Here is a 22187-nt window from a genome sequence, read left to right as displayed (position 1 = left end):
CACGGGCGTGGCCTGAGCCTGCCTGTAGTCTCAGGCGCCACGCTATTCCTGTAGGAGTCGCCCCTCCATTTCAATCAATTTTATTAAATATCCATTATTTACTAAAATTTTCTCCTTATCCAATAAAATTTCTACTTCTGTCCCAGTCTCTTTATTTATTTCCAATTACCTTTTATAACCTTGTGTTTTTAACCTTCTGTTCATGCTGAAGTAACCACTCTTTTCTCCAGAGGCCTCCTGCATAGCCTGTTAGCTTACCATTTGTACCAATGATTCGATGACAGGGTATTACGATAGTTAACTTATTTTTACCATTGGCACTTCCTACCGCGCGTATTGCTTTTTCATTGCCAATAGAAATCGCAATATCTTTATAGGATCCTGTTTCTGCATAGGAAATACCTTTTAAAGCATTCCACACAGACTGTTGGAAAATAGTTCCATTCACCACGTATGGAAAGGTAAACTCATGCAGCTCTCCTTTAAAGTAATCATCTATTTGAGCAAGGCAATCTTTTAGAACCTGAGGAGTATTCTCCTGCAACGTATTTTCCATTACTTCTCTTTCTACAAAAAGAATGGAACTTATGGCTTGATCTGTCCCTTTTATTTCTAAAATCCCAATTGGTGATTTGTAGTCTACTGTATATAATTTATCCATCTAACTCATCCTTGTCTTTTTGTTTTCTATACTCACTTGGGGAGCAGTTTTGTAAACACCGAAAAACCTTATAAAAGTTTGATGAGCTTTGGAAACCAGTTTCATAGCAAACCTCTAAATTAGTTAAGCTCGTATTTTTCAACAGATAGACGGCTTTATCTATTCGGATTTTCTCTAAATAGCTACGAGGGGTTTCACCAGTTTCCTCTTTAAATAATCGTTCCAAATAATACGGACTCAGCCCAACATGATTTGCGATCTCCTGCAACTCTAGCTTTTGTTTATAGTTATTAACTAAAAAACCAATGACTTTTTTTACAACTTCTATATGGGGGGAGTGCTCAACCTCTGGCTTACACCTTTTACACGCACGATATCCCGCTTTTTCAACCTCTTGAATACCCTGAAAAAATTCTACGTTTTTCATTTTGGGCTTTCTCGATCGACAAGAAGGACGGCAATATATTTTCGTCGTTTTAACTGCCGTGTAAAATAGTCCATCGTACATTCGATCGCAGGTCATAATCTTATCCCACATTTCCTCGAAGGAAAGATGGAGAGTATTCATCAAAATCAAAATATTCACCGTCCTCATTTGATATCTTGTAATCCATTCTATCAACAGTTCTACAATACGGCGACCTCATTCTTGCTATTATGGTCGGAGGATGACTAGACCTTCATACTACGTCTCACTTTTTCTCGTTTAGTTTCATATACTTTTATGATTGGTCTTTTCATCGAAAGGAGGGAACGACATGGATGTATATGTTAGACCCGGGGATTCACTTTGGTATTATAGCCAATTATTCAGGATTCCTATTAGACTTATTATTGATTCTAACCGAAATATTAACCCACAAATACTTTCGGTAGGTTCACGTATTCAAATTCCAGGATTCGTTACTACTGAGTATCAAATTAGAACCGGAGACTCCTTATGGTCTATTGCTAGCAGTAGAAATCTTCCACTAGATGCACTTCTTCTAAGTAATCCTACTCTCAATCCAATACGACTACAAATCGGACAGACAATTAACGTTCCCGTAAGAGTAACTTGGAGGATTGTGAACGGAAAGCAAAATTACAATTACAGTACGATGATGAATGATATTAGGCAATTACAAACTGTTTATCCATTCTTACTGGTATCTGCTATCGGTAATTCAGTCGAAAATCGACAATTGCCTGAAATTTTAATAGGCAGTGGTGAAAAAAAGGTTCATTACAATGCTTCCTTTCATGCGAATGAATGGATTACGACACCCATCCTATTAACCTTTTTAAATGATTACGCATTGTCCTTAACTAACCAAACTGCTATTCGTGGACTTGATACCTTCCCATTGTATTCACAAACCTCATTGTCCTTAGTTCCAATGGTGAATCCCGATGGTGTGGATCTCGTGATAAATGGGGTTCCTGATGAAAGCCCTTGGAGAAGTAGAGTGATTGAGTGGAATAATGGTAGCTCTGATTTTTCCGGATGGAAAGCAAATATCAGAGGTGTCGACTTAAATGATCAATTTCCTGCGAAATGGGATCTAGAACGAGCACGAAACCCTAAAGTTCCGGGTCCGAGAGATTATGGGGGAGAAAGTCCATTATCGGAGCCAGAAGCAATTGCGATGGCAGATTTGACAAGGAGTCGTGATTTTGCAAGAGTACTAGCATTTCACACACAAGGAGAAGTGATCTATTGGGGATTTGAAAACCTCGAACCACCAGAGTCCGAAGCAATGGTTACTGAGTTTAGTAGAGTCAGTGGATACGAACCTGTACAAACAATTGATAGCTATGCTGGCTATAAGGACTGGTTTATCCAAGATTGGCGCAGACCTGGCTTTACTGTCGAGCTCGGCACAGGAACAAATCCCCTGCCTCTCTCCCAATTTGATGAAATCTATGAAGAGGCATTGGGAATCTTTTTAGCAGGACTGTACGTTTAATGTTTCAAAGACAATGCTGGAAAAAGTGGTTTTATACAACCTCACTTTTTCCGGCTTTATTTGTTTAACTTAGACTATGGACTCTGGTATCCAAACACTAAAGAAATTAACCAGATAAAGAAAACTATTCCCACAAAAATAAGTTCTATAAAATGGATTCTTAGAACCTTTTCATAATTCTGTTTTGCCTGTCGAATTCCCAAAAAGTCCACGTGATGGATGATATAGACGAACCCACACAAAAAAATAAGTCCAGACAAGCAATACATTCCACCTTCTAAAGTCATTACATTCATACCACCACTTATTTCAGTAAATGTATATCCTAGCTTTTTCGTTATTAAGTAGGAGAAAATTATTACTATGAATAGAAACAAAGACAAGCTATAAAAATGATTTCTATAATCAATTAAACTCATAAGCTTTCGAAATTTAGCGGTTTTTGATTTTAATTTTTCGTCATCTTCCATTTCCATATCATCATGGTACATCGAATAGAGAAAAGCTACTACAACCATTCCACAGAATATTATCGGTGATAATAAACTGACGGCTAATCCAAAATCAAAAATGGAGATAATAACTAAAACGATTAAGAGAACAACTACCAATCTCCCGCCCAATATATCTCTTTCATCCCATACTCTACGAATATACACTCTATTATCTTTCTGCTCAGACCCTTTCTGTACTTCTAAATCTAGAGGCTTTTTAAATTTAAATAAGAAGTAGGAGATAGCGATCAAACACATCCCTACTATTAAATAAACAAATGCCTCTCTTGGATAGGAAACAATCGAATCATATGACTCTACAATCCAAAGCCCGTCCAATACTATACAGAATAGGCCAATGATGAAAATATAAGGAGCAACTTTACTAATAATATTCTTCACTCCCTTTTTAAAGGTTTTTATATAGTTCACACTTCCTTCATTTCACCTTTTCTTAAATATTTGAATCCTCTTGGGATTATTTAAGATGGACTCTATAAAATCTCCTTTTCCGCGCGTATAAGATTCTCTGTCATTTGTACTTCTCGCTAATTCTTTTTTTAAACTTTCATATGCATGTGCAGCATCGAGATTCTGCCGTAAGTAATCTCTAAAAATTAGATGACGCTTTAATTCTTCGCTATTTTGAAGACATACATATAAATGATGTGCCATCCAGATTGTACCTTCATTGTCTTTTGGGACATTTTGATTGGTTCTGGCAAAAGCTTCCCTATTCTTAATTCCCAAATCTCCTTCATGATAGTAACCTAATTCCTCGAGTCCTTTTATCACTGGAGGAAGTAGATGGTTATTTTGGATGACAATATCAATATCGATTATTGGTTTAGAACTTAATCCTTTTACCGATGTGCTACCTACATGTTCAATAGACAGTATTAAGCTCCCTAATTTTTTTTGATAAATAGAAGATAAACAACGAAATGTTTTTTCCCACTCGGGATTATGTCTCTCAATTTTTATTTTCTGTTCCATAATTGTGTTCCCTTCGGCAAAGTTTCAATTGATCAATTAATAGGTGAAGATGAATGATACTTAGTTAAAGCATCCCTTCCCCCACAATTCTCAAATGACTCGTCACTTCAGATTATTTATCCTTATTTTATATTCGATATTCAATTTAAAAGTCCTTTAACTATGTAAATTAATAAATCAACCCTCTTTTAATCGTAGACTGTTTAGGAAAACATATAATTTGATCGATTCCTCTATAAACTGACCACTACATTTTTTGTAAAATTGATACTTTTAAAAAGACCAATTTCTTGTTAATGTAATTCTTAACTCATAAAAATCATTGAAAAGGAAGGTTTTAACTATGCAAAAAACAATAAGCTATTCCCCGGCACGTACTTTCGATTTAATTATTACATCTATGTTAATTGCCCTTGTCTTCATTGCTACAGTTATGTTAAACATTAAATTACCTATCACAGCAAACGGCGGTTTAGTTCACCTTGGGACAGCTGTACTCTTTATCTCTTCTATTTTATTTGGTCCTAAAAAAGGTGCTATTGCTGGTGCTGTTGGTATGGGTTTATTCGATTTAGTAGGTCCTTGGATTTTATGGGCACCAATTACGTTTTTAGCACGCGGCTTGCAAGGATATATCGTGGGTAAAATTGCTTGGTCGAAGGGACGCAACGGAAGTAGTTTAGCACTCAATTTAATTGCAACGATTGTTTCGATTCCTTTTATGCTAGGTGTCTATTATCTTGGAGAAGCAATCATATTTAAAAGTTGGATTGTACCAGCGGCCTCTATTCCTGGGAACATCGTACAAAATGTTGTAGGACTTTGCGTAGCCATCCCCGTTTGTGTAGTAATGAAAAAAATTCCATATTTTAAATAACTTTAAAAGTGGAGAATGCTTTATATATCAAGCATTCTCCTTCTTTTTATTTTTATTAATGGTTTAAACACCTGTTCAACTAGCCCAAGCTCTCAAAAAGCAAATATAATCCCGTAAACAACAAAATGACATATGTAAATATACGAAATAGCTTTTGGTTAATCCGCTTAAATAATAGTTGACCCAAGTACAGTCCAATTAATACAATTGGTAAAGCAATTCCGCTAGATATCCAAACTGTTTTGCTTGTTCCCGCAAAAATTACTTGGATTATTAGACTCACTGAATAGATAAATAAATAAAACGCCAGCGTAGTACCCCGCAACTTTTCTTTTTGAGTATCTGTACCGGAAAAGTATAACAATAAAGGTGGTCCAGGCATCCCTATACTTGTTGTTAGAGAACCTGATAATCCGCCCACAATCAAATCTCTTTTTTTATTCTGTTTTATTCTAAATCTAAGTATAAGCATTATTGTTAAAACTAAGATGATAAGACTTATTCCCAATTTAATATTATTAATATCTATTAGTAAAAAAACAATAATTCCTATTGGCAGTCCTGTGACACTTCCAAGTATAAATCTTTTTAACACGTCAAAATCTATATCCTTTATAATCTTAGTTATTAATGCACCAGAAATAACTAATGATAACAACAGGTTAATTTGTATTGCTTCCATTGGTTCAAATATCAAAAGAAGGAAGGGAGTAGCCAAAATAGAAAAACCAAATCCGGTACTCGTTTGGAGAATGGAGGCCACTAAAATAATTGCAAAGAATAGTACTGTATCCATATAAAACCTACTTTCTTACATAAGACATAGAATAAAAAACCATTTAAGTATAACGGTCCAGAAGTATGGTATCTTGAACTTATTCCGTAAGGTTGCACTTTAAATATTGTATCAATGATAAACGAACAAAGGATACCTTAAACGCAAGGTATCCTTTGTATTTATAAAAGCTATCTATTTTTAGAATATCACTATCCAAAAATAGGTCAACTTTTTTTCAGTAAATATGCCTCTAATATAATTCCCTCTTATTAAGGGGGACTAAAGGACACTTCCCTCTAGTCCCTCTCTAATCTCAATGTTTAGTTTACATCTGCCAATATTAAACCTAAATAATTGGACCTCATTTCAGTACTATTAAAAATAATACTATTTTTGATCTTCTTTAGGCTTGAACGTTTTACAGCACGTATCTGCAGAATGACTGGCTTCTTCAGAAATAGAGCGGTAATCAAATTCAGAAGCAAACTCTGTATTATTGTTGTTTGCATTGTAATCCATATCTATTTCAATTTGTTCTGCTCCACAAACATTTCCTTTTGCATGGAAAACACAATTTGATACAGCACATTTAACCTCTACATTTGGCATAGTTGTCCTCCTCATTGAAATATTTTGAGAAATACTTAAAAGTACTCCTCATAGAGTATCTTGTCCAATTCGATGATTTTAATTTATGTTAGAATTTTTCTTTTTGCATTTGATCTTAAGAATGAAAAAAGAATCTTTAATCTATCTATAGACAGATTAAAGATTCTCATTTTAAAGAATTAACTATAGACTTCCTCTTTTTGGCTTAGACCAAGTGCCTTTGCTGTTGAAGTATGGACTTCGTGTAAAAGCTCTGGATTTTCCATTAGCGATACGCCATAAGAAGGAATCATTTCTTTTATTTTCGGTTCCCACTCCTCTATTTGTTGCGGGAAGCATCTATAAAGTATTTCAATCATAGCGTGTACAGCGGTAGAAGCACCCGGAGATGCACCTAGCAATGCAGCGATAGAGCCATCAGCTGCAGTGACAATCTCTGTACCAAATTGAAGTGTTCCTTTACCACCAGTCTCTGTATCTTTTATAACTTGTACACGTTGACCCGCTACTACTGTATCCCAATCCTCTAGTTTAGCGTTCGGGATAAACTCTCGTAATTCTTCAATACGTTTTTCTTTTGACAGCATAACTTGCTGGATCAAGTATTTTGTTAAGGACAACTCTTTTGCTCCTGCTGCCAACATAGTTGTTAGGTTATCTGGTTTTACAGAAGTTACTAAATCCAACATTGAACCTGTTTTTAAAAACTTTGGTGAGAAACCAGCAAACGGTCCGAATAATAGTGATTTTTTATTGTCTATAAATCGAGTATCAAGATGCGGAACAGACATTGGTGGAGCACCAACTTTAGCTTTTCCATATACTTTTGCATGGTGCTGTTCTATAACTTCTGGCTTGTTACATACTAAAAATAGTCCACTTACCGGGAATCCTCCAATATGCTTTCCTTCAGGTATACCAGATTTTTGTAGTAAATGAAGACTTCCGCCTCCACCTCCGACGAAGACGAATTTTGCGGTATGGTATTCGATTTTACCTTCAGCATCATTCTTCACTTTCACTTCCCACTTGCCATCACTCGTACGTTTAAGATTTTCCACACTATGATTGTAGTTAATATCAACGTTTTGGTTTTTAAGGTGGTCAAGCAACATACGTGTTAAAGCTCCGAAGTTTACATCCGTTCCAGAGTCAATTTTAGTAGCTGCAATAGCTTCAGTCGCTGGACGATCTTGCATGATAAGCGGAATCCATTCCTTCAGTTTTTCTGGATTATCGGAAAATTCCATTCCTTCGAATAGAGGATTATTTGACATTGCTTCAAAACGTTTCTTTAAAAAAGCTACATTGTCTTCTCCTTGTACCATACTCATATGGGGTAATGGCATAATAAAGTCTTCTGGATTTTTTAGTAGCTTGCTGTTTACAAGATAAGACCAAAACTGCATTGACAGTTGGAATTGTTCATTAATGTTAATTGCTTTGGTAATATTTATAGAGCCGTCTGGATTTGCTGAAGTGTAATTTAGCTCACATAGCGCTGCGTGCCCTGTTCCTGCGTTATTCCATTCGTTAGAGCTTTCTTCTCCTGCTTTATCGAGCTTCTCAAATACTTTAACTTTCCATTCTGGTTTTAATTCCTTCAATAATGTTCCTAAAGTAGCACTCATAATTCCGGCACCTATTAAGATAACTTCTGTTTCTATTTCAGTTTCTCTTTTGTTCATATAAACCTTCCTTACTCCGTATTTGTTTAAAGGATGTACACTACTTAGGCATAACTATATGTCAAGTTAAATTACAGGAATACATCTTTTTTCATTCTATTATAACCATATCATAAATTCCAATTATTAATAATCTATCTTCTATTACGAGTTAATTATAAGCTATTTGTAAGCGATTTAAAAGTTAGTAAATAGTGAGAATATTACCAGTGGGCCGCTACTATATAATTTTCACAAATTCATGGTACGGTTCATCGTAATCGATAAGAAGGACGGCATAGAGTTAGGATATTTACTGTCTGTTATTAAATTAACGGTGTGCTTTAGTAAAAAACGGACATCAAAATACAGCGAGCTTGGAGATACATTCTCAAGCTCATTTTTATGTGCATTTAAATCAACCTTTACCTTTAACATAGCCAAAGAAAATATTGGGCAGTTCATTTATCTTAGTATTAACGAATAAGTTAATCTTAAACTAATGTGCTTTACTAAACTGCCATGAAAGAACGTGATATCTTTTCATTTTCCGAGCAGTAGCAATTGTTTGTGCTTTAGTGGAGGACCAGTGTGTTGCAATGCAGCACCTTTTTCATGTTCAACTAAAAAGGTATTTGGAAATATATGTAGAATATTAATCTATTAAAGAAAAAATAAAGTTGTCTTAAAAGTGCAAATGTAGGAGGGAATAATATGATAGGAAATTAGGTACTTATACTATTATAATGTTTATCGCTACATCCACTGTAACTGTAAAAATAATTACAAAGTGTGAAATTATTATAAAGAGGCTAATAACTTTGTTTCTTTATTTTCGAGCGAACATAATAATTTGAAAGTAAAAGAAGCAGAAAATTTGTTGAAACTGGGGGTAGTGAAATGAATAAATTTATAAAGTTAATAGGTTTCCTTGTAATTATTCTTTATGGATGTGCTCTAGATTCAGGCAAAATAGAAGTAGAAAATTTCGAATCAATAGATGAACACGAAACTGTTGAAAAACAGGAAATAATGACCGATGAAAGTGAATTAGTAAAGTCTCAACTCGTCCCAATGCTTGAAGCTATAGACAATAATGATGAAGAAGGATTTCTAGAGTTTCAAAACAGTGCAAATTCCTTGTTTTATAAAGAACAAAAGAGATGGATGGAAGACGCGATTTTTAAAAAGGAGCAAGGCTATACTTTTTCAGTGAACATTGGAGAAGTAAATCTAATGTCTTCAGAAAAAGGGGATATGGAGTTAATTGTAAACATGAAATATCAAGACAAGGAAACTCAAAATAAAGTTATATACTCAATTGCTAAATTAAATAACAAGTGGGTAATTGATGATGTACCTTTCAAGACAATATCTGAAGGGAATATTGTTGTTTTATATGTTTCAGACTTAGACGAACAAGCTTTGACTGTGTTAAGAGAGGCGAGTGATATTGTTCATCTATATAATAATGAATTTGGTTGGGACCCAAAGGATATAACAATAAAACTTTATGATTCTAGGGAACAAATTTCTGCCACTATACCTTCGTTTGGAACAACTGGTTGGAATGAGACAGGTGAGTCGCTTAAACTCATGATTGAACCGTCTGAACCGACTACATCCTTAAGTACCCTTAATATACTTGCGCATGAGTTATCTCATCAAATGCTCTTTGATTTTTCCAACGATAACGTATCACTATACATTCAAGAGGGTTTCGCAACCTTACTTCAGCATGTAGTAGAAAAAGATGCAACAGGTAAACTTATAATTAACTTAAATAATTTACCGTATAGGGAGCATAAGTTATTATCAAATAGGGATTTGGTCTTTTATTCGATAGATGACTTGAACAAAATGGATTACAACAATGCGTTTGAAATTTATAACTTAGGTTTTTTGCTTACCGATTACTTAATTAAAACTCAGGGCTTTGATACATTTTTGACTATGGTAAAAGAATTAAAGAATGAACCATATATTGACAGTAGAGTCGAGCATAAACTTCAAATACTTTCTGAGAGAACAACTAGAGCAATTGAAAAAGTGTATGAATCAACCGATCAAGTATCAGATGGATATATAAATTATTTTACTAATAAGAAGTAGTATTTATAAGGGAATCCTATTTTTAAAAATATACTACAGATAGACTGTATAATGAAAATGTATTCGTAAGTTGTGAAGGGATGTACTTAAACTAACCTAGTGCTTTAGTAAAAAAGAACAGGAAAAAATGAGCTTGGAAATGATTCTCCAAGCTCATTTTTCTATACAAAATCAACCATTAACTTTAATATAGTCTAATTGTATTAGAATGCCGGAATTGCGGTTTCATCATAATTTTCTTCTAAAAACTCGCGTACTTCGGTACTTGTCATGGCTTCAGCTAGCTTTTTAATTGCCTCTGAATCCTCATTATCTTTGCGTGCTACTAGAGTTATGGCAAAGTCATTATCATCACCCTCAGTTAGGAGAGCATCACTTTTTGGTGTTAATCCAAGTGGAGCAGCATAAGCAGGTGTCATTACTACTGCATCTGCATCATCGTACATTCTCGCTAGCATTAACAAATCTACTTCTTCAAACTTATAGTTTTTTGGATTTTCTACAATATCAGCTTTCGTGTAGTAAGGACCTGTTTTCTCTTTTAAAGTGATTACATCATGTTGAGCTAACAATGCTAACGAACGATCTATATTTGAAACGTCATTCGCAATAGCGATAACTGCTTCCTCCGGTAGTTCATCCATCGAATTATATTCTTTAGAATATGTACCATAATTCGCAAAATAGATTGGTACAATCGGAACTAAATCTGCATCGTTGTTTCTATTGAATTCCTCCATATAAGGCACATGCTGGAAGAAGTTTGCGTCTACTTCATCTGCTGCTAGAGCACTGTTAGGCTGAACATTATCTCCTAATACCACAATTTCAAGTTTAATCGATTCCTCCGCTAATTTTGGTTTAATAAGTTCAAGAATCTCTGTCATTGGTGGAATTAACGATGCTACTTTCAACGTCACTTCCTCCTGATCATTTTCCTGTGCTTTTTCTTTATCATTCGCCTCATTTTTTTGACTACAACCAGCTAAAATTAATACAAATATTGTCATTAAAAAAAGTAATTTTTTCATGTTTTCCTCCTATTATCTATCTCTTATCAATCAGTCTGGCTACAGTTGTACCAACAAATTGAATAAGCTGTACTAATATAATCATAATAATAATCATATAAATCATTAAATCTGTTTTAAATTGTTGATATCCATAGCGGATAGCAAAGTCACCTATACCTCCACCTCCAACTACTCCCATTATTGTCGAATAGGAAATAAAACTAATAATCGATGTCGTTAATCCAAGAACAAGACCAGATCTAGTCTCGACATAAAGAAATTTAAATATAATTTCCTTAACAGAAGCACCCATTGATATTGCCGCTTCCATTACACCTTTTGGTACGTCCAATAAAGATTGCTCAACTAATCTTGAATAATGCGCAATCGCTATTATCGATAAAGGAACAACTGCAGCAGCTGTACCTATAGCTGTCCCTATGATTAATCTTGTAAAAGGAATTAAAAAAACAACTAATAATAAGAATGGAAAAGAACGGATAATATTTACCAATAAATTTAAAACAGTAAAAACTAAACGATTCTCGAGAACCTGACCCTTTCGACAAAGGAAAAGTAACGTTCCAACTGGAAGACCTAATAAAATTGCTGCTACTATAGATGCACCAACCATTATAAAGGTTTCACCAATCGACATCCAAATTTCAGCCTCATATTGAACTAATATCTCAGGCATCGTCCATCTCCCCATCCTTTGTTAACTGCTCCACAAAGTAGCTAGGTCTATTATCTTTAATTTGAATCCTGACTGGATCAATTAATACTGTTTGATATATTTCTCCATCTGCCATAACAGTTACACGATTACATATACTTTTAATGACTTCCATCTCATGACTGACAATAACAATTGTAACACCTAGATTTTTATTAATAGTTTCTAATACCTCTAGTATTTCAGCAGTTGTATTTGGATCGAGAGAAGAGGTGGGTTCATCGCATAACAAAACTTGGGGATTATTCGCTAGTGCTCTTGCAATTGCAACGCGCTGCTTTTGTCCACCACTTAACTGTGCTGGATATTGTTCCATTAAATTCTCCAAGCCAACAAATTGAAGACACTCCATAACACGACTCTTTTGTTCTTTTTTGGGAACATTGGCCAACTCCAGGGAAACGGCAACATTTTCATAAACGTTTTTATTTGCCACTAGATTAAAATGCTGAAAAATCATCCCTATTTTTTTTCGTGCTTGCCGAAGTTCTTTGCTGCTCAAATTTGTTAACCTTTGACCATTAACCTCTACTTCACCTTCATCAGGGATTTCCAGTAAATTCATTAATCTAAGTAAAGTGGATTTGCCTGCTCCACTAGCTCCAATAATTCCGTGAATCTCGCCTTTGTCTATCGTTAAGGAAACAGACTTAATAGCTTGAAATGTTGAAAAACTTTTACTGACATTATGTAATTTAATCACAAAAAAACCCCTTTCTATTAGTTGAAGGGTGATTACAATGTTTTTAATTATAGCCGAATATACTTGTACTGTCATTTAGCAGATGCTTTTCCGATTGTATGGAACTAATCACAAATAAGAAAAACCGGGCAAAAAAGATGCCCGGTCCTTTAATTTCAAAACTTATTTCTATCTTTTTCGAAGTGGCTTTGATCTGACTTGTTGCTATATTATAACCGTTTTTTTAGGGGAGATGCTGGTCATGACTGACGTCACGACTAGCATCTCTTTTCTCGGTAATCTTATGACTTGGTCTGTCCGTCACCCTTCTATCTTTTAAAAAGGAACATTCGTAAGGTCCATTCCGAGAATCGCAAGCCAGCTCTGTTTTTAGAAGTAATTAACTTTGTTGGTACTCCATCGAATATAAATCATTCAATGTCAACTTACCAAAGCTAAAATCGGTCAGCTGCTGCCCTATTAAATACTGTGTGATATCACCTAATATCATTGTGTCCTGCTCACTTACATCGATAAGCGTTTTGCCACTTGGTAATGTCTGCACATGCAGTCCTGAAAATTGCTTCTTAAATACTTCAAGATGCTCTTGTGAAAAATTGGAGACTCGAACCGTTGTTACCTTATTGTCAGTAAAGCCAGGTACCAATTCATCTACTAGCTTTAGTTCCCCATTTTTCATAAAAAATATACGGTCCGCATATTGCTCAAGGTTTTCTAATAAATGTGAAGCAATAATAATTGTTTTACCTTCCGCTTTCTTTTGCAAAAGTATTTGGGATATTAGCTCTACATGCGTTGGATCTAAGCCATTCATAACTTCATCCATCAGCATCACCTGTGTGTTAGAGACAATTTGCATAGCAAAGCATAACCGTTGGCGCATTCCTAAAGAATAGGTGCCTGTTTTTTTCTTCACATATGAATCCATTCCAAGCTGTACAATCGTGTCGTCGATTAACTTGGGATTACTATTCCACATTGCCTGATAGATCTTCAGATGGTTCTTTCCAGATACATGATTATATAAATCACTTTGGTCCGGCATCATAGATACACCTTGATGTATCTTCACCTCGTTTGCTTTACTTGAATATTGTAATTCATTATTTAAAATCACCTGACCTTGATTGGGCGACAAATAGTTCATGATTACATTCATCAGTGTCGATTTCCCTGTTCCGTTTGGCGCTACTAAACCAATAATTTCACCAGATTGAAACGTAATTGATATATCCTTTAATACTGATTTATCTCCAAACTTAACACCTATTTGTTTTAATTCCAGCATGTCCATCACCCTTTCCCTAAGCTATTAACTTAAACCTTTTAAATTTACTCACAATCAGCGTCAATATCACCAAGAAGAGTGTACAACATCCTATAATTGATAACCCGTGTTGGTAAGTTAAGTCGGGCGACTGATAAACAAAATTTCTATATCCTGAAATGACTTGTCCTACTTGCACATATGATGTTGGGTAGCGCTCAATATCTGAATATGCTCCCATTACTCGTTCAAAATAAATCCACTCAGCTGCAATTATGATAAAGCTGACAAATAAATTAGCAAACTCAGCCTTTACAATGATACTTAGGAACAAAATGATTGCTATTAAGAATAAGAACCAAACACCAATAAACAATATGTTTTTCAATAGAAATGTACTCATAGTCATATTGGTAAAGGTTTCTTCTATGTAAGAATAGATAGGCACCGGGAGTGAAAAATCACCAAAACCATTTTGTAATCCGATAACTATAAAAACTACGTATAGAGGAACAAATGACAAAATACTTCCTACAAAAGCAACTAGCCCTTTCATCAATAGCTTTTTCCAATCAGAAATCGGAAATCCTTTTAATAAACTAGGGTTACGACGATCTTTCAACACAATATCTACAGATAAAAAGATACAACTTATAAACAGTACAATTGGTAGATAATCATTTAACATACGTTGTAACGTTTGTAGAGCAGTTCTTTCTTCAAACAACCCCATCGACAGCTCAGAACTTCCTTCTACATAGCCGGTAAATCGACTAGCCGTATAGCCATAACCATAATGACCATCAGCATGGGCATAATTATTACCATAGGTGTAATAGAGAGGATTATAGAAGAAAGAGTCACTGTTAACAGTTAGTTGGTCTGAATACAGGTACCATCCCGCTGTTGCTTCTGCATATTTTAGATAATCCTTTTCACCAATTGCATCAATTCTTGCCCTATCATATTCATTCCACTGAGGGAATACTGCAAGTGCAAAAGCAACTGAAGGATGTATATTATCTTTTCCTTCTACACTTTTGATAAAATCATCTTTTGTCGTGAAACGTGCTTCCATCTCAGCTACATCGACTTTTTCAATAGGTTCATACGAAGGTGCAACTTTTAATACAAAATATAAACCTAAAAAAAGTAAAATGACATAAACAGCTATGTTTTTCTTATTCGTAAAAAATTGCTTAAACTCCCATTTAAAATAAGCCCACATATCTTACACCCCCCTATATTTTCTGAAGCTTACCTGTCGATAAAAACCATTTAATAACTGCCATCAGCAATACTATGCTAATGCATAAAATGACCAAGCCTGCATTGCTATTCAACGCGACCGGGGTTTCTAAATTCAGAGTATCTCCATTTAAAACACTTGGAAAGTTTACATAGTTAAACGGATTAAATGGTAAAAGCTCAATTAGAGCTGGAAATAAAATTGGTATGACGACAAGGATGATCTGTACAAATAAAGTTAAATAAACATTTTTTAATAGTACATTTAAAATTACGGACAATAAAATTGCAAAAACTGCCAAGCAAATCATATATACAATCGAAACTGCTATGTATTTGTAAATTGGATAAATTGTTACTTCCCCATTAAAAACAGCTACTGGATAAGAAGCTTGTCCCAGTCCTTTAAAATAGATTAGCGGCAAACTACATACAATAAGCTCTATAATAAAAATAAAAACAATCCCCATTGAAGTCATACATTTCGCTAATACATACTTGGTAAAAGCGATAGGATAACCTTTAATAAGAGAGGTATGTCGGAAATCATCTATCATAATGTTAGATGCGTAAATACAGATAAGAACAAACCAAACTGATCCTACTATACTAAATAAAAACGCTAGAAATGGATAGAAGCTCAGTGACCCAAAAGACAATACCAAATCGTTCTCCTTTAAATATTGGTAATAGTAAGAATCCATTTCATTTTGTATTTTGGATGGCAAGTTTACGGCTACCAGATCATAATCATCCATTTCAAAAGCTTGTTTGCGTAATTCGGTTAACTCTAATGCTGTTTCTATAAATAACTCAGGCTGCTCTGTTTTTAATGCCATCCCTTGTTTTGGATAAGTGTAATATTGTTTCACGATATTTTTGTATATATCACTACCATCCCCGTATTCACTAGCATCAACAATTTGAAATTTATTCATAGCTACCTTGGCTGGTAACGATTCAATTGATTTTTCTTTAATCGGATTGCCTAATTCTGTTGCATTCGCATAAACAACCATCCCAATAATACTAAGCGCTACAATTAAACAAGCAAAAATATTCTTCTTATCTGTCCTTTCTATTATAAAAAGCGTTTTCAACATACTTCTCATACGATTTCACTCCTCCAGCAAAAACAAGATGAAAGTAATTCATCATCTGTATTATTCATTAAATTTCACATACTTTATTAATACTCCGTTTATTTAAGTTACATATAGGTCTTTGAAATGAGATAATTAACAAGAATATTTTTAATTCTCTATCAATAATTCTATACTCATCCGAAATATACCTTCTTTAGAAAAAAAAGTAACATTATATTTATAGAGGACGGTGAGCTTTTTAATATCGAACTAGACCAAGTGGAAACAACAGCTCGCATTCTACAAGGCGCTATAGCTGGTTCACTCATGATTTGGCTAAATGATTCTACACGTACATTGGAGCAATGGCTTGATGATTGCTTCAATATTATATTGAAGCAATCTTGAGAATGTGAAAGAAAGGAATGAATCTTATGCCGGTATATGAGGTAAATAACGTTAAGCTTTTTTATAAAATTAACGGATCAGGGGAACCTATTATTTTCACTCATGGACATTCGATGTATCACAAACAATGGGAACCTCAAGTAAATGAGTTGTCAAATGAATATCAAACCATCGTTTGGGATGTACGAGGCCATGGATATTCTAGCTTGCCCTCTGGCAAGGTAGATCCTGAGGATTTCTCGAGAGATTTAATTTCACTACTGGATTATCTCGAAATCCAGTCAACAGTCTTATGTGGCTTATCCATGGGCGGACATATTTCAATTCAAACAGCCATTCGATATCCAGAAAGAGTTAAAGGTCTTATTTTAATTAGTACTCCGTTTACAAATAGTTTTAACTGGTTCGAAAAATATACAACTCCTATTAGCAAGTTTAGCCTTCGTTTTCTTCCGTTTAATATGACTGCAAAGTGGACCGCCGATGTTATCTCAAAGATTAATCCAGAAAATCATGCTTTCGTTATGGAATCCTTCTCTAAGATGACAAAAGATAATTTCTTACGACATTGGAGTGGAAATTTGCGAATGGAAAGTAAAAATGATCTAAATAAAATTCAATGTCCAACTATGATTTTGCATGGTGAAAAGGACAATATGGTCGGAAGACAACAGCAATATTTGACAGCTAATATCAAAGATGCCGAATTTTATACAATTACTAATGCGCATCATCTAACGAACAGAGATAATCCGGAGGATGTTACGGATCATATCCAAAATTTTATGAAGCGTTTAAAATAAAATATTTTAAATCTGTTGGTTCTTCTATCTTTTTATTTGCTACCCTCAAGTGCATTTTCCTTTGAATGTTCAGTTGTATTTTAAGAATTACTACGTATTGATTTTAGGAGATTTGTACGCATAATTGTTACTAAGGAGGGAATTTCAAATTGAGTGGACAAAATATTAGCACTACAGTTTCAGGAGATTTAATCGTTACGCACCTTATTGGTAAGATTAATACAAACGATGTCAGTGAATGGTTTAACGGCTTTAATCAGGCTTGTCAGCTTTTTATTTCCGAGGGTCGTAAATTCAAATTGTTAGTGGATAGAAAAGGATACACTCCAGATCATTTTTCTGTTCAAAAAGCATGGAAAGATAAGTTCTTCAACGAAAATATTTTGAATCATAGCAAGGCAATTGCGTTTCTCCTTGATGAAGGGGAAATAATGAATTATTTACAACAAACCAATACAAAAGAATCCGTAAACTTCTTCAATAATTATGAACACGCGTTAATTTGGTTAAATGAATACCCAATATAATTCCTGTATTGAACCAGTTGCCTAATCGACTGGTTTTTGTCCGTATTTCTTTTCAAATTGCTTAGCAACTCTAGAATAATACGGGTCACAGTGATAGAACAAAGTGAGTTCTTTATTGTAAATACTTTTTTCCACTTGCATCATAATGTTAATACTGTAAGGATATTTGCAATAACCAAAATTAAATATATACTTGCTATATAATTAAACTAGTAAATATTATAATGGGCTGTGATTAAATGACAATTAATAATCAAATGTACAATGTGGAAATAATAATGAGAGAGATGCTTGAAGTACAGCAAAAATCTATGATGTTCGTCAACATGCTCTCTGAAGGAGAATCATTATCTCAAAACCAGCTTATACTTCTTCTTCAATTGAAAATTAAGGGTGGAATGAAAGCAACTGAAATTGCTGATTTTTTCAGTGTAACACCTGGAGCAGTTACATCAATGTGCGATAAACTAGAAAAATTAGATCTATTAGAACGAATTAGAGAAAATGAAGACCGAAGAGTAGTGAAAATGGTTTTAACGAAGGATGGAGAAATTAAAGTACAAGAAATATTTTTGAAATTTCCACAAGAAAAACTAACAGATATTGCAAAAGTTTTAATTGATGTAAATCAGTTAATGGGAAAACTTTTAGGGATTTCATAAAAATTGAAATCCTTTTTTTATTGTCTCAATATGTGGCGTGCCTATTTAAAATTGCCTTTTATGTACAATTTTTTGTTATTGACAAAACAAACCTGCATATAGTTTAATTAAAATATATTTTAGTAATTAAAATATATACTAATTAAATTAATGTGAGGTGTTTATCCATGACAAATGAACGGATTTCAAAGCTCCGCAGTTTAACTTTTACGAGTGGCAATATTAAAAACTTAGCCACAGACTGTGAACAATTAAATATCCGAGGTTCTGTAGCTTTACACCAAGAAGTACGATTAAGGGAAATTTCCACACATGGTCATAGCTCTTTTCATTCTCTCGTTTCAGCGAATATTTTTAAAAATACAGGAGCTTGTGTCATCAAAGATTTTTGCGAAATTGATGAGCTTTCAAATGCGGGAGACTTAAAACTGCGGGATGGAAAAATATCTAAGATTAACAGTTCAGGAAAACTAACAATTGAACAAAGTTTACAAGTAAAACAGTTACATGTAATTGGAATTATAAAAGCGAAGGAGATACAAGCAGAACAGTTTCATTTAAAATTGTCTGGTAGAAGTGACGTCGAACAACTTATTGCAGACGAGATATGTGTAGAAAAAAATAAGTTATCTATCTCTTTATTGAAGAAAAACCTGATTTGCAAATCCATAAAAGGGAAAAACGTGCATCTTTCCAATACAAATGCGGAAATTGTTGAAGGGGATATTGTGACGGTAGGAGATAATTGTATTATACACACACTTTATTACACAGAGAGCTATTCAATCTCGCTTAATGCCAAAGTACAGCATATTAGGAGTAAAAAGAAATGAAAATAATCCAAGCATTTTTTTGTTTATTAGCAATTCCGGTTCTATCTATTCTATATGTAGGGTTGATGGCAAGTGCATTAATATCAATCTTAGCAGGCATTTTGCGTACATTTGGACTGGACAAAATAGAAATGAGTATTTGGCAAGACGTTAACATTCCAGTACCTTTAAGCATCCCTTTCTCACTAATTGTTTCTATATTGCTTTTCTTTTCCTCACTTTATGTAAAACGTTCTATGACATTCTGTATTTCCAAGCTTAGGTATTAAACTTCTGTACACCTATTTGCTGATTTTAATGCCTGTAACGCTCATTTTTTAGAATAGTGACTAAACCACTAATCATCTAGGAGAAGAGCTAATAATATAAGTATGTTTTTACTAATAATCACCTATATTATATAGAAGTTTTTGATACGTGAGCTAACAAATAAGCTTGCATGGATAGGTATGCGAGGAGTGTACTTTGTGGATATAAAAAATATTGTTGACGTAAAGATTCTCTCTTTTGGAAGAAAACTTTTTTCCTCCTCAGCCTTATCTATACAAAAAAGCTTCTAGCCGATAGACAAGGACTAGAAGCTTTTTTTATTAAATCAGAAATAGTTAATCTGAAAACCGTCATTTCAATAAATCACTTGAACAAGTTAATGGTCGTGATAATGATTGGCGCGCTAAATACAACATCGATCAGGAATGCACCAACAATTGGCACGACTAGGAACGCCGTACGAGAAGGACCATACTTGCTCACGGTCGCGGACATGTTCGCCATTGCGTTCGGTGTTGCTCCCAGCCCGTGGCCTAAGAATCCCGAGATCATAACAGCCGCATCGTAATCCTTGCCAAGCAATGGGAACATCACAAAGAGGGCATACAAGACGACGACGATAACCTGTATGAGTATAATGCCGATGAGTGGTAGTGCTAGATCTGCGACTTCCCATAGCTTGATGCTCATCAGTGCCATCGAGAGAAAAATCGCAAGCGAAACATCACCGATTAAGTTGATCTCCTTCATGTTCACCGTGCCTTTTATAAAGCGATCGGCAAGATTCCTGACAATGACCGCCACGAACATCGCCCCGATATAGGACGGCAGGACGAAGCCAGTCACATTCGTAAACAAATCACCTAGATACGTTCCCACTGCCATCGAGAACGTGATGAGGGCAACCTGAATCATGAAAGACCGCTCTTGAATCGGTCTTTCATCTTTCTCTACATACCCTTCTATTTTACCTGTTGCCGGCTTTAAATCATGTTTTTTAATCAGGTAACGTGCAACCGGGCCACCGGAAAGGCTACCGCAAATCAGTCCAAGTGTGGCGGCGGCCATCCCAATCGTTAAGGCTGAGGAAATGCCCAAATCCTCAATCGTCTGTCCATATGCCGCAGCACCGCCATGTCCTCCGTTCATAGAAACTGCTCCAGCCATGACACCTAACAGTGGGTCAATTCCAAACAACTCGGCAAACGAAACGCCGATTACGTTCTGCAAGAACACCGTGACGCCACACAAAAGCAAGTAGATGACTAAGAGCTTCCCACCCAGTTTGATGAGCTTGAAGCTTGCCCCAAGGCCGACCGTCGTAAAGAAAGCGATCATAAACAGCGTCTGAAGCGATGTATCCAATGAAACCTCGACAATCCCCGTAGTTTTCAACACGAGTGCCAAAGTAGCGAATATCAAACCGCCGACTACAGGGGCAGGGATTAGAAATCGGTTAAGGAATCCAATCCGGTTGACAAGTGCCATTCCAAACAAATAGAGAGCTACTGCAAGGAACAGAGTTGTAATTTGGTTAAGTTCAATCATATATCTTCACCTTTCTAAAAAGCTTTACCGCTCGCTTGATGAAGTTCCTCCCAGCCAAACAATCAGCCGTTCTCATCAAGATCTAGGTTAACCTCGGATATGTTAAAGCTTGTCATTTTGACATTTACACGTATGTGCCGAATGAATGCAATCAGCTGATCACGACAGATTTGCCTATCTAAAGATTGCAGCTGCTATACTTTAACAAAAGATTCACCCTAAACTAATGCCGATACACTAGGTAACTATCCTTATATTCCAATAATAAATCCTAGTATTCGCACGGTAAAAATTTAATATACCTTAGTAAATTTAATTTTTTCTCTATAATAAGTTTCCTTTCCCCTGTTTAGTAAGCGCTTTCACTCCTAAGGGATATCTTTATACTAATATTTTACCGGATACTTATTAAATCCTACAAAATCCTACATTTCCGGTTATATATTTTGAAAAAAGGTGAATTTTACTCTATTTATCAATTAGCTCTCGCTAAACTTTTCTTTTGCCTCAATTCCATTTACTACCGGCATTAATAGTAATAGGTCAATAAAAGGACGTCAGATTGCAAGGTAAGAATCGGCAAAAGAAAGTGACACCCATTCTCCACCTCAACGATGACAAAAACAAGATTTCCTACATTATCATTTACTTCAACAATGTTCGACTTGACAATTTACATAATATAAAAGACAACCACCTAAATCATTGTCCTATCAACGTTTCAGATGGTCTTCTCTATAAACCGCACTTACTTATGATACCGTTCCCCGTGACACATCGAAATGAGGTTCTTCAATTTTTATTTGGCTTATTTGCGGCTCACTTTTTTATACACAAAGTCAGCTTTTTATAGTGATTAACAGTAGTTCGATTGAGGCTCATGAGATATACCCTATAGAGCATTATTTGTAAAGAGGAATGTTTTATTTTCTCCTTAATAA

General features: G+C 34.9%; 24 protein-coding genes. 10 read left to right on the top strand and 14 right to left on the bottom strand.

The window, feature by feature from the left end; genetic code table 11:
• Positions 1-172 precede the first annotated feature (172 nt).
• Together MKY37_RS10550 and MKY37_RS10545 are read right to left on the bottom strand one after the other, a co-directional pair.
• On the bottom strand, positions 173-661 hold the full coding sequence (locus tag MKY37_RS10550; RefSeq protein WP_340776799.1) for a methylated-DNA--[protein]-cysteine S-methyltransferase: 489 nt from the start codon (positions 659-661) through the stop codon (positions 173-175).
• A complete protein-coding gene (locus tag MKY37_RS10545) occupies positions 654-1229 on the bottom strand; it encodes a bifunctional transcriptional activator/DNA repair enzyme AdaA (protein ID WP_340779897.1) in 576 nt (191 codons plus the stop codon). Before MKY37_RS10545 ends, MKY37_RS10550 begins: the two co-directional genes overlap by 8 nt.
• Before the next feature lie 190 nt (positions 1230-1419).
• Between MKY37_RS10545 and MKY37_RS10540 the strand changes: the two genes are divergently transcribed.
• Positions 1420-2610: a M14 family metallopeptidase gene (locus tag MKY37_RS10540; protein WP_340776796.1), complete on the top strand. Its 1191-nt coding sequence runs from the start codon at positions 1420-1422 to the stop codon at positions 2608-2610.
• 74 nt (positions 2611-2684) lie between these two features.
• Here the strand turns inward: MKY37_RS10540 and MKY37_RS10535 are convergent, their stop codons facing one another.
• Complete coding sequence (locus MKY37_RS10535; RefSeq protein ID WP_340776793.1) at positions 2685-3536, bottom strand: hypothetical protein; 852 nt, start codon at positions 3534-3536, stop codon at positions 2685-2687.
• A gap of 12 nt (positions 3537-3548) precedes the next feature.
• On the bottom strand, positions 3549-4100 hold the full coding sequence (locus MKY37_RS10530) for a GrpB family protein (RefSeq protein WP_340776791.1): 552 nt from the start codon (positions 4098-4100) through the stop codon (positions 3549-3551).
• Between the two features lie 343 nt (positions 4101-4443).
• On the opposite strand from MKY37_RS10530, the gene MKY37_RS10525 reads away from it, so the two are divergent.
• Positions 4444-4977 carry an ECF transporter S component gene (locus tag MKY37_RS10525; RefSeq protein ID WP_340776789.1) on the top strand — a complete coding sequence of 178 codons (534 nt, stop codon included), beginning with the start codon at positions 4444-4446 and terminating at the stop codon, positions 4975-4977.
• Positions 4978-5056: 79 nt separating this feature from the next.
• On the opposite strand, the gene MKY37_RS10520 is transcribed toward MKY37_RS10525, so the two are convergent.
• The 3 genes from MKY37_RS10520 to MKY37_RS10510 form a co-directional block, all read right to left on the bottom strand.
• On the bottom strand, positions 5057-5773 hold the full coding sequence (locus MKY37_RS10520; RefSeq protein WP_340776787.1) for a sulfite exporter TauE/SafE family protein: 717 nt from the start codon (positions 5771-5773) through the stop codon (positions 5057-5059).
• 369 nt (positions 5774-6142) lie between these two features.
• On the bottom strand, positions 6143-6364 hold the full coding sequence (locus tag MKY37_RS10515; RefSeq protein ID WP_340776785.1) for a DUF1540 domain-containing protein: 222 nt from the start codon (positions 6362-6364) through the stop codon (positions 6143-6145).
• A gap of 179 nt (positions 6365-6543) precedes the next feature.
• Positions 6544-8052, bottom strand: a complete 1509-nt coding sequence (locus MKY37_RS10510) for a malate:quinone oxidoreductase (protein WP_340776783.1) — start codon at positions 8050-8052, stop codon at positions 6544-6546.
• A 241-nt stretch (positions 8053-8293) separates the two neighbouring features.
• On the opposite strand from MKY37_RS10510, the gene MKY37_RS10505 reads away from it, so the two are divergent.
• Together MKY37_RS10505 and MKY37_RS10500 are read left to right on the top strand one after the other, a co-directional pair.
• Positions 8294-8518, top strand: coding sequence for a hypothetical protein (locus MKY37_RS10505; protein WP_340776781.1), 225 nt, complete (start codon positions 8294-8296; stop codon positions 8516-8518).
• 413 nt (positions 8519-8931) lie between these two features.
• Complete coding sequence (locus tag MKY37_RS10500) at positions 8932-10143, top strand: hypothetical protein (RefSeq protein WP_340776779.1); 1212 nt, start codon at positions 8932-8934, stop codon at positions 10141-10143.
• A gap of 203 nt (positions 10144-10346) precedes the next feature.
• Here the strand turns inward: MKY37_RS10500 and MKY37_RS10495 are convergent, their stop codons facing one another.
• The 6 genes from MKY37_RS10495 to MKY37_RS10470 form a co-directional block, all read right to left on the bottom strand.
• Positions 10347-11174 (bottom strand): MetQ/NlpA family ABC transporter substrate-binding protein, encoded by an 828-nt coding sequence (locus MKY37_RS10495; protein WP_340776777.1) that lies wholly within the window; start codon positions 11172-11174, stop codon positions 10347-10349.
• Between the two features lie 16 nt (positions 11175-11190).
• On the bottom strand, positions 11191-11853 hold the full coding sequence (locus MKY37_RS10490) for a methionine ABC transporter permease (RefSeq protein WP_340776774.1): 663 nt from the start codon (positions 11851-11853) through the stop codon (positions 11191-11193).
• Positions 11846-12595 (bottom strand): methionine ABC transporter ATP-binding protein, encoded by a 750-nt coding sequence (locus tag MKY37_RS10485; protein ID WP_340776772.1) that lies wholly within the window; start codon positions 12593-12595, stop codon positions 11846-11848. Before MKY37_RS10485 ends, MKY37_RS10490 begins: the two co-directional genes overlap by 8 nt.
• Before the next feature lie 379 nt (positions 12596-12974).
• Complete coding sequence (locus MKY37_RS10480; protein ID WP_340776770.1) at positions 12975-13883, bottom strand: ABC transporter ATP-binding protein; 909 nt, start codon at positions 13881-13883, stop codon at positions 12975-12977.
• A gap of 16 nt (positions 13884-13899) precedes the next feature.
• Positions 13900-15090: an ABC transporter permease gene (locus MKY37_RS10475; protein ID WP_340776768.1), complete on the bottom strand. Its 1191-nt coding sequence runs from the start codon at positions 15088-15090 to the stop codon at positions 13900-13902.
• 13 nt (positions 15091-15103) lie between these two features.
• A complete protein-coding gene (locus MKY37_RS10470) occupies positions 15104-16222 on the bottom strand; it encodes an ABC transporter (protein WP_340776764.1) in 1119 nt (372 codons plus the stop codon).
• Positions 16223-16474: 252 nt separating this feature from the next.
• Between MKY37_RS10470 and MKY37_RS10465 the strand changes: the two genes are divergently transcribed.
• The 6 genes from MKY37_RS10465 to MKY37_RS10440 all read left to right on the top strand — a co-directional run bounded on the left by MKY37_RS10465 (position 16475) and on the right by MKY37_RS10440 (position 19697).
• Positions 16475-16603 (top strand): hypothetical protein, encoded by a 129-nt coding sequence (locus MKY37_RS10465; RefSeq protein ID WP_340776762.1) that lies wholly within the window; start codon positions 16475-16477, stop codon positions 16601-16603.
• Positions 16604-16629: 26 nt separating this feature from the next.
• Positions 16630-17406 carry an alpha/beta fold hydrolase gene (locus MKY37_RS10460; protein WP_340776760.1) on the top strand — a complete coding sequence of 259 codons (777 nt, stop codon included), beginning with the start codon at positions 16630-16632 and terminating at the stop codon, positions 17404-17406.
• A gap of 149 nt (positions 17407-17555) precedes the next feature.
• On the top strand, positions 17556-17933 hold the full coding sequence (locus tag MKY37_RS10455) for an STAS/SEC14 domain-containing protein (RefSeq protein ID WP_340776758.1): 378 nt from the start codon (positions 17556-17558) through the stop codon (positions 17931-17933).
• Positions 17934-18172: 239 nt separating this feature from the next.
• Positions 18173-18595 (top strand): MarR family transcriptional regulator, encoded by a 423-nt coding sequence (locus MKY37_RS10450; protein WP_090567422.1) that lies wholly within the window; start codon positions 18173-18175, stop codon positions 18593-18595.
• 167 nt (positions 18596-18762) lie between these two features.
• Entirely contained in the window at positions 18763-19428 is a 666-nt protein-coding gene (locus MKY37_RS10445; protein WP_340776751.1) for a hypothetical protein, read from the top strand.
• The gene (locus MKY37_RS10440; RefSeq protein WP_090567416.1) at positions 19425-19697 is read left to right on the top strand and encodes a hypothetical protein; all 273 of its coding nucleotides are present in this window, start codon (positions 19425-19427) and stop codon (positions 19695-19697) included. The genes MKY37_RS10445 and MKY37_RS10440 overlap by 4 nt, the downstream gene beginning before the upstream one ends.
• 364 nt (positions 19698-20061) lie before the next feature.
• Here the strand turns inward: MKY37_RS10440 and gltS are convergent, their stop codons facing one another.
• Positions 20062-21246, bottom strand: coding sequence for a sodium/glutamate symporter (gene gltS, locus MKY37_RS10435; protein ID WP_340776747.1), 1185 nt, complete (start codon positions 21244-21246; stop codon positions 20062-20064).
• Positions 21247-22187: the final 941 nt, after the last annotated feature.

Origin of the sequence: Psychrobacillus sp. FSL K6-2836 (genome assembly GCF_038003085.1) — a bacterium.
Lineage (GTDB): Bacteria > Bacillota > Bacilli > Bacillales_A > Planococcaceae > Psychrobacillus.
The sequence above is the reverse complement of the archived record's forward strand: the minus strand, read 5'-3'. Positions and strand labels throughout refer to the sequence as shown.